Source organism: Bacillus sp. FSL K6-0069 (assembly GCF_038007785.1).
Classification (GTDB): domain Bacteria; phylum Bacillota; class Bacilli; order Bacillales; family Bacillaceae_G; genus Bacillus_A; species Bacillus_A mobilis.
Window position 1 is genome coordinate 1 of sequence record NZ_JBBOXN010000005.1, and the last position, 8,474, is coordinate 8,474.

9 protein-coding genes and 1 pseudogene are annotated in these 8,474 nt (G+C 29.9%); 4 read left to right on the forward strand and 6 right to left on the reverse strand.

Going from position 1 to position 8,474, the window contains the following annotated elements; translation table 11 throughout:
* Positions 1-451, forward strand: a 451-nt coding sequence (locus MHB74_RS29100; RefSeq protein WP_340844947.1) for a tyrosine-type recombinase/integrase, incomplete at its 5' end; no start/stop codon positions are given.
* On the opposite strand, the gene MHB74_RS29105 is transcribed toward MHB74_RS29100, so the two are convergent.
* The 3 genes from MHB74_RS29105 to MHB74_RS29115 all read right to left on the reverse strand — a co-directional run bounded on the left by MHB74_RS29105 (position 452) and on the right by MHB74_RS29115 (position 1,990).
* On the reverse strand, positions 452-754 hold the full coding sequence (locus MHB74_RS29105) for a hypothetical protein (protein ID WP_061680472.1): 303 nt from the start codon (positions 752-754) through the stop codon (positions 452-454).
* A gap of 13 nt (positions 755-767) precedes the next feature.
* The gene (locus MHB74_RS29110; RefSeq protein ID WP_170965792.1) at positions 768-908 is read right to left on the reverse strand and encodes a hypothetical protein; all 141 of its coding nucleotides are present in this window, start codon (positions 906-908) and stop codon (positions 768-770) included.
* Positions 909-1,198: 290 nt separating this feature from the next.
* Positions 1,199-1,990, reverse strand: coding sequence for a hypothetical protein (locus MHB74_RS29115; RefSeq protein WP_061680473.1), 792 nt, complete (start codon positions 1,988-1,990; stop codon positions 1,199-1,201).
* A gap of 177 nt (positions 1,991-2,167) precedes the next feature.
* On the opposite strand from MHB74_RS29115, the gene MHB74_RS29120 reads away from it, so the two are divergent.
* Entirely contained in the window at positions 2,168-2,833 is a 666-nt protein-coding gene (locus MHB74_RS29120; protein ID WP_061680474.1) for a helix-turn-helix domain-containing protein, read from the forward strand.
* A 627-nt stretch (positions 2,834-3,460) separates the two neighbouring features.
* Here MHB74_RS29120 and MHB74_RS29125 read toward each other — a convergent pair.
* The 3 genes from MHB74_RS29125 to MHB74_RS29135 all read right to left on the reverse strand — a co-directional run bounded on the left by MHB74_RS29125 (position 3,461) and on the right by MHB74_RS29135 (position 6,922).
* Positions 3,461-4,027, reverse strand: a complete 567-nt coding sequence (locus tag MHB74_RS29125) for a hypothetical protein (protein ID WP_061680475.1) — start codon at positions 4,025-4,027, stop codon at positions 3,461-3,463.
* A 1,175-nt stretch (positions 4,028-5,202) separates the two neighbouring features.
* Complete coding sequence (locus MHB74_RS29130; RefSeq protein WP_061680476.1) at positions 5,203-5,787, reverse strand: MarR family transcriptional regulator; 585 nt, start codon at positions 5,785-5,787, stop codon at positions 5,203-5,205.
* 196 nt (positions 5,788-5,983) lie between these two features.
* On the reverse strand, positions 5,984-6,922 hold the full coding sequence (locus tag MHB74_RS29135; RefSeq protein ID WP_061680477.1) for a hypothetical protein: 939 nt from the start codon (positions 6,920-6,922) through the stop codon (positions 5,984-5,986).
* Between the two features lie 1,020 nt (positions 6,923-7,942).
* On the opposite strand from MHB74_RS29135, the gene MHB74_RS29140 reads away from it, so the two are divergent.
* Together MHB74_RS29140 and MHB74_RS29145 are read left to right on the forward strand one after the other, a co-directional pair.
* Positions 7,943-8,158, forward strand: coding sequence for a hypothetical protein (locus MHB74_RS29140; RefSeq protein WP_061680478.1), 216 nt, complete (start codon positions 7,943-7,945; stop codon positions 8,156-8,158).
* A gap of 194 nt (positions 8,159-8,352) precedes the next feature.
* A pseudogene (locus MHB74_RS29145) lies at positions 8,353-8,474 on the forward strand (tyrosine-type recombinase/integrase); the annotation flags it as partial.

The window sequence follows — 8,474 nt, forward strand, 5'->3', positions numbered from 1 at the left end:
AATTCATACAGGACTACGTGTCAGTGATCTACTCCAACTTGAAACGCAAACTATACTAAAGTTAAAACGAAAGAAACGAAAGGAATTCAAAATCAAAGAAGGAAAAACAAAGAAAGAACGCATGATTAACCTTACTTCCATTTTTGATGAGGTATACTCTTATACTCAAACTCTAGATAATACCTGGTTATTTCCTTCCCGAAAAGGAGACAAACCCATTAGTAAAATCCAGGCTTATCGACAATTGCAAAAAGCCGGAGATTTTGCCAGTTTAGAATCCATTGGGACCCACACCATGCGAAAAACCTTCGGCTATTGGTTCTATAAACAAACAAAAGATGTAGCCATGTTGCAAGAAATACTAAATCATAGTACACCACAAATTACACTTAAATATATTGGAATCAATAAAGAAGAAAAAGATAATATACTAGATACATTTCAAATTTAATTAAAAAACAATATCTTTATAACCTGATATAATCCCAATGGACCCATAATTCCCAGGATTTCCATAGTTTCCTACATTCCCATAGTTACCGTATGAACCAAAATTCATATTTTTATAAGAAGAATAATTATTATACAACAATCGATTGTTATACATAATTTCGCCTAAATAACGCCCGCGCATATCAATAAATATTTTTTCATTTTCAAGATAATGACCAATATTTTGACCACTAGGTGAATGAAGTTGTTTATTTACTAAATTGGCAATATGTTGCCCTTTACTGTTAAATAAAAATTCCATACTATTTACTCCCTTATTTTTTCTTAGATTTTGCTTGAGATAAAGCTGATGCTGCAACACTTTTTGTTGCCTTTCCATATCTACCATCACGTAAAATCTTAGAAGCCGTAGTTGCAACTTTAGAACTTGTCACACGTTTTGAACTAGATTTCATAAACATATACCTCCTAACCTTATTATTTAACGAACGTTTATTCCCCCAAAACCCATTATATTCTAATTAAAAATCAAAGTAAAGTATATATTGTATTAAAACAAAAAGCTGAACACTATATATAGTGTTCAGCTTTTTGTTTTAATATATATTATACAAAAATATATTCATATACTTAGCAAGGGAATGCTTGTAGACTGATCTATACTGCATTCCCTTATTGTATGTATGCTATATTTCTATTCATCTTTTTCCGACAATATAACATAATTAAAACTAAAATACTCATTTTATAATTTAGCTTTCAAATCATAATCCTTAATAATCTGCGCTATCAATTTATTTAAATTTTCATTGTCAATTGGATCTAAATAATAAGAATTATTCAACGAAAATTTAATACCATATAACATTTCAATAAGATTAATTATCCTTTGTTCCCCAAAAGAAAATAAAATAAAATAGTAACGGACGAGAACCGACAACAAAACAATAAAAACTAAAATAACAAATACCACCGCTAAATATGCTACAGCTTGACCTAAATTAAATGAATGCTTCTGAAAAACCCAATTATTAAAAGAAGTCCAAAGAGCAACAAATAGAGCCAAAAAGAATCCACTAGAAGAACTAATAACAGTTAAAAGTTTCTTTTTATTTCTTTTTTCAAGATATTTTTCAAATCGTTCTATACAAAAATCCAATGATTGAATATTTTTTGACTTATTCTTATTAGGTTTATTTAAAATTTTCTTATGAAATAAAAATTTTTTCAAAAGTAAATATTTAAAGTTATACCATTCTTTACTTTCAAATTTAATTTGATACTCATTCCAAATATATTTTTTATAATACATATTAATAAAAAACATAGACGTAATCCACACCTGAAATAAAAATAAATCTATATAAATAATAATCCAATTTAAAGATTGTACAAATATCACTAACAATAATATAAATGATATTAATACACTCAATTGAATAATAGAAAATTTAATTACTCTTTTTCTAACAGGTTCAAACATATAAATAATACTCATATAATTCTTACAAAAATCCAACAAATCTTTTTCAAACAAGCTTCTAACCACCTTTAAACGATATATTATAATAAAATGTTTTAAATGACAAATATCTCTTACACTTCTTATTACAACTCCTCGCAACGCATCATTGCATGCTTTTTTTATAACGCTACGATGCGTTCCTTACTATTTAACATTAGAATAATTAAAGTAATCAAAGGAGGTACATATATGGACATTGGAAAAAAAATAAAACATTTAAGATTAATAAATAACATGACACAAGAAGATGTAGCCAGCCAATTATTTATTTCAAGACAAGTTATATCTAAATGGGAACTAGGAAAAAGTCTTCCTGATCTAACCAATTTATTAGCCTTAAGCAATCTGTTTAATGTTTCAATTGATTCTTTATTAAAGGAGGATTCAAATTTGCAAAATCAGATAATAAAACAAAGCAATTATAAAAGATATTTATTAATAGCCGCTCTCTACATATATTCTTTAATTACTATTGTTGTTATATTTTATTGTCTCATTGCTTTTTTACTTATACCAAAAGACATAAAAACATCAGATCTAAACGTTATTAATTCCCACTTTTATCAAGAAAGCGATAAAAAAGAAATTCTATATATTTATAGTAAATTAACACCGTTTTTCTCCAATTATTCAGGAGATTATAGCATTCAAACAAAAGAACATGAAATAAACATTCATGCTAATCGAAATTCAATTCCTTTTAGAAATAAAGATGTTTTATTTTCAATTGAAAAAGATATACCTCATGGAATAGATTGGGAAGAAAAAGATGTTTACATTGTAGATGAAAACAATAAAAAAATACTTATATATAACCATAAAAATAAACAACTATATTACCAACTAAAAAATTAAAAAGTAGGCGATCAAAATTAAAAACATTTATAAATATATTTTTATACTAACTACGCTTATTCTTAATATAATTAGTTCTCTACTCATTATGAATACTCCATTTGTACCAGGGAATATCGTGTTTGCTATTACATTTTTATTTTTCACCATGCTATTCCAATCAACTACAATGCTATTCATTATATATATGATTAAAAATGAAATATATAAAAAGATAAAAATAATATTATATGTTTTTTTAACACTAGATATATTAATCTTTTTATCATTGCTATACATGGCATATATAGCGACAACAGCATTAAAATATTATTAACATCATTATAGCAAAGGAATGCTTGTAGACTGATCTATACTGCATTCCCTTATTGTATGTATGCTATATTCTTATTCGCCTTTTTTTAACAGTAAAACAACGAATCTTGGCGAAGACATTGGTTTTTGCCCTGTCCTGGGGTCCGTCCTCGCTTTTTATTCCACGGTTCCCTTGACCACGAGCCTCCGAACCCTCAAACTCCCAAAGCTAACCCCAGCGGGCAAAAACCGCCCTTCTGGGGCCACCTCTGGCGAGTTTGCATGAGGGTTCCCCTCATCGTCAAGGAACTTTCGCGGCATAAACGCCAGGACTCAGCGATTCCACATGCGTCTCCACCACGATTCCTTTTTAATCTCTTGTACTTCTTCATTGTTTACTTGTTGTTCGGATGAATCTATTTCTAATATCGCTTGTTTTTCTTCTATCATAATTCTTTTTAAATCTTGAATCTCTCTCATCAAATACATAATTTGTTCATCTTTCTTATTCGCTTGATCTTCCATTGCCTTTTCTAATTCTTCCGCAACTATTTTTCTGACTTCATCTAAGGTAAACATAGTCTGTTCAAATGTTTGTTTAGAAGTGTTTTCCTGAACAACTTCCATATCAACAGCAATATATTTTTTAAAACCTTCTTTGTTTAATACTTCTAGAATCTCTTTATGGGGAACATTCTTTTTATTTCGAAGTTTATTAATAAATTTTAAAACATCCACACATTCAGAAGAAATATAATACTTATTTTTCTCCCCCTGTTTGAATAGAATAAATTCTTCATAAGTATTGCAATTTCGTTTAATTGTCATTGAAGATACACCGACTTGTTTTGCTATATCTTCAGCCGATAGCCAAATTAATTCATGTTTTTCCCTAACCATTGTTTAAATCACTCCTATCTAAACAAACAAACAGCATCTGAACAGTGATCATAAACATTATTATATCAGATGTTTAGGTGCTGTTCAGATAAATACATTGTTCAGATGAACACTTATTAAAACTATTTAAACAAACACCTAAACACCTTCATGAATTTTATTCCTAGATAGGGATCCCCCAAACCTTCCTACATAGACATAAATTAACTATTTGTTTTTTAAAATAATAATTTTTAATTAAAAAACAAGCTATTTTATAAAATTGGAAATTCTAAATTAAAAAAGACAGAAGAGCATAAGGGGTTTTTGGGCCCAACTAGGGGTTGGGACTAGGCGGATCCTAGCTTAAACGTGGGTACACGAAAATTCCCAGGATGTCCACTCACTGACGACACAAAACCCTCTAAATGTCCCCATTGTATCCCTAGATGTAGACTCAGTGAGTACACAAAGTCCCTTTGATGTCTCCATATGAGTACTCACTAACGACGTGATATTTTTAATAAATTGCAATCAAACATTACTTTAAAATACTAAAAGAAAACAATAAGCATTAAATAAATATGAATCCTTAATCTAGAAATAAATAACAACAAAATACAAGATGCTATTTAAACGCTTCAGAATCCTTTTTAAAAGATATAAATCTAAAATAATACTATTTGTCGTCAAAACGAAAACAAACGTTTAAAAAGCAAAAGGAACAGGTTTAAAAGAAGGGTTTCCTTTGCTTTTGGGGTTGAGGCTGGTTCGTCGTGTGGGGACGAACCCCCACGTATTACGTATCTATTAATATGGTAAGTGAAATTATTGAGCGAAGGCACTAGCGGTTCGGCTCGTATAATAGCAATTCAAGCCGATGATCCCAAATAGTTGCTTTTGGATGTATCGGCTTGGTGATATCCAAACTCGAGCCGAAAGAAGTTCCGCAAGGATGTAGCAAAGCGAAAAGGGTGGAGATTTTCTGTAGCAACGCGGAAGAAAATACGACCCGTTCCTTGCGGAACTTCTAGCCATTTCTATATAGAGTGAGAAGGGACAAGCATACAAAAGTGGAAAATCCCCAGTAATATCAAGGGTTTCAAGATTTTTCGTACTTACCGTTTTTGGTAAGTAAACTTACCGTTTTTGGTAAGTACGAAATTAACAAAAAAAGTCTACTAATTAAAGTAGACTTAAAATAATTTGATAGGTAAATTTTTAAGTTGTTTAGGAACCTTTCTAAACATAGCTTTAAGTGTTGGATTCACTTCATCTCTATTCCCTGAAAACATAACATGAGGATTTATAAACAAAGCATATGCCCTAACATTATTATCATCAACACCACTCTCAGAACGAGCAATAATGCCTTTATCAATTAATTTTCTAACCAAAGGACTAACTTTCGTTTCATGTCTGCCTATTTTTTTTGCTAATTCACGCTGAGTTAATGGAATTTGTTCTTTAGAGTTAATATCACTAACTAAACAATTACTTAAAAAACCTACACACATTGAAATATCTAATAAAAATACCTTCTCAGCATTTGTTAAATAATCAATTTCAAATAAATACTGGATGTTTTGTTGAATAATCTGAACAAACTTCGCTTTATTCTTAATTTTACGTTCAGGAACTAATTTCATTCCTCTTGAACCAGCCTTGGCTTGAAGTTCATTTGCTAAATACATCTCTTCTTCTGACAAGATCTTCGAATCCTCGATATCTCTCAATCTTGCATTTTTTTCAGCTTGTTTTAAATTGATAGTATTTGTCATAACTTTTCTCCTTGTTCCTAGTATTTACAACTAGTACGGAGACTTTTTTTATGCTATTATGTAATTAGAATTTTATAAGAATAAAAAAGCCTCTTATGTATAGTTGTAGCGTCGCAACTCAATTATATCATGATTGGCTTTTTTTGTTATAACTAATAGAAAAAGAGTCCTAAATAATAGGGACTCTTTTTTTGTTTTATGAAATTTTCTTATCATCATTACTTGGAAAAAGACTTTTTACTTGCTTTTTCCACCCTTCTTTATGGATAAAACGATGTTTGTGTAGATTTCCAGCAACAATATCAGTTTTAGTCATTTGAGAAATTTCCTTCCAATTACCTTCAAAAACATAGGTTGCATTTCCATATTCAGCAGTTTCAAAGACATATAAGTTCAATTCAATAAACCCAAAAATAATATATCCTCGATACCCATTTTTTCCTATGGCATGAAAATCCGGATTATACTGGGAAACAGTTTCTAATCTTTCAGTAATAATCACTTTTTTGTTATTAGATGCTCTTTCTAAAAGTGGCATCAAACTTTTTTGAAATTGTTCCCACGGCATTTTTCCAGAAGGAAGAATATCCCAATCTAGTTTTTTAACCTTTGGTACCTCATATTGTTCTAAATTTTCTTGAAGAATGGCCGCACACTTAAAAATTTCTAACATCAAATTAATTCGATGAATTATATCTTTATCAGGTGTTTGTCCCTTTATAATAGCATCTCCAGCTACAACAAACTGTTTATCATTATGCTTAATAATTGTTAATGATACCCAAGGCCCAGGAATCAGTTTGCGTGGAAATCTCTTATAAGGAATATCTACTATTCGAGAATAATCTGTTCCGTGCCAATCTGTCCACGAATGAAGATGCTGACGATAAAGCGTTTCTTTTGGCAAATCTCTTTGAGGTACTTCTCTCCCATTTGCATTAAATTTACTGATATTACCCAATTTAGGTGAAGGTATTAAAGTTTCACCTACAATTCCACTTTCAAATCCAATTTCTTTTAATCGAGAAACAACCTCTTCTGTAAGACTTAATCCAATATAAGCAATATTTCCTTCTTCTAGATGTGCTAAATATTTACCGATTTTTCTTATTCTTTTTTTTCCTGTGATTAACATAAATTTTCCTACTTCCTTTAATTAGTGAAGTAAGTAAATAGCTACTATTTATATTATGAACTAACCTCCCTTTTTACTGTTCAAATAAAGGATTAATCACATTCTAACAACGATTCTACGGTATCCTTAAATAAATATTGTAGAAATTTGTTATAAATTTCTTTTGTCAAAAGACTTGATTTTGACATTCACTTTATTGTAAGATGATAACCGTAATCAATTTTCCAAAAATCACTGTTAAGTGAATAAACAACATCTGATGCTCCAACATCAGATCTAAAAAAACAGAAATTTAATAGACTATTTACCTATTTCCATCTTATAGTATAAGATGGCTGTTTGTGTTTTGTCAATACAAAGATTCGAATTTTCGAATTAATTAATGTTTTTTTATTGAATATCCAAAAACCATTTGAGATACAGATATTATCATAACAAGAAAAAGAACCTTAAAAAGGTTCTTTTTCTTGTTATCCAATGCAAAACTATTAAATAAAAGATGGCTTAACATCAATCATCTTTCATGGACCAAAGTACCAGCGTTCTTGTACCCAAGAGAAAAGTAACAATTAAAACTTAGAATTTCAAAAGAAAAAGGAAAGGGCAAGCTACGGGTTTGGCATGCCAAACCCAACTCCGTTTTTTTACGCTCGCCCTTTGGGCAAGCTACGGTAGTGTGACCACACTACCTAAAAAACTTCGTTTTGCTTGCTAGGAAATTTCCTAGTACCTTTACCGTTTTTTAATCCTTCAAATTTTTATTTTTCGTCTTAAAACGATTGTCGCTTTGCTCGATTTTCAACAAATAAATAGAATCCATTTTAAAAAAGTTTGATCAAGATAGATTCTCCATTTTTGAACTTAGGTAAAATTTTTATAAAAGTTAAAAATGATGATTCATTATGTTCATTTTACAAATTCATTGTAAAAACTGTTAACCCATTACATAAAAAAGACGTGGTGATCCACGTCTTTTTTATGTAATAATATATTTTTATATTTAGAAAGCGAGTGAATACAATGACAAAAGAACAACATAAATATTATGTTACCTTTTATTTATCTAACGGTAAGGAAATAAGTGGTAGAATTACACATTCTGACGATATAAACACGTCCTTAGAAGAATTAAATGACATGATAGAAACCAAAAAAACAATACAGGTCCCTCAGCTCGGAATTGTAATACGGACTAAATACATTACCCATATAGAAATTATTGAAGTAGCTGCATAAAAAAACTGACCTTGCTGTAGCAAGGTCAAATCAAAGTTACTACTTTTGAAATATCATTTGAAAGTAAACTTTTGAATATTAGTTTACATTCATTTCCCCTTAAACATTGACTTACCACCAAATCCCCTGATATCTTCAATTTATACAACAAAAGTATACATTCAAAACACTATAAAATAAGAGGTCTAAAATCCATGAATAAAAAACCACATCTCATTGATGTCCAACCCATCCGTAGCAAAGAACAGATCGAAGACATGAAATGGGCCCTAAAACGCCACTGTTCCGAACGAGACTATATACTATTTTTAATTGG

Excerpts from the sequence above, each read along its gene's own strand:
- MHB74_RS29105 (WP_061680472.1), bottom strand. The coding sequence starts at position 754 with ATGGAATTTTTATTTAACAGTAAAGGGCAACATATTGCCAATTTAGTA.
- MHB74_RS29110 (WP_170965792.1), bottom strand. The coding sequence starts at position 908 with ATGAAATCTAGTTCAAAACGTGTGACAAGTTCTAAAGTTGCAACTACG.
- MHB74_RS29120 (WP_061680474.1), top strand. The coding sequence starts at position 2,168 with ATGGACATTGGAAAAAAAATAAAACATTTAAGATTAATAAATAACATG.
- MHB74_RS29125 (WP_061680475.1), bottom strand. The coding sequence starts at position 4,027 with ATGGTTAGGGAAAAACATGAATTAATTTGGCTATCGGCTGAAGATATA.
- MHB74_RS29130 (WP_061680476.1), bottom strand. The coding sequence starts at position 5,787 with ATGACAAATACTATCAATTTAAAACAAGCTGAAAAAAATGCAAGATTG.
- MHB74_RS29135 (WP_061680477.1), bottom strand. The coding sequence starts at position 6,922 with ATGTTAATCACAGGAAAAAAAAGAATAAGAAAAATCGGTAAATATTTA.
- MHB74_RS29140 (WP_061680478.1), top strand. The coding sequence starts at position 7,943 with ATGACAAAAGAACAACATAAATATTATGTTACCTTTTATTTATCTAAC.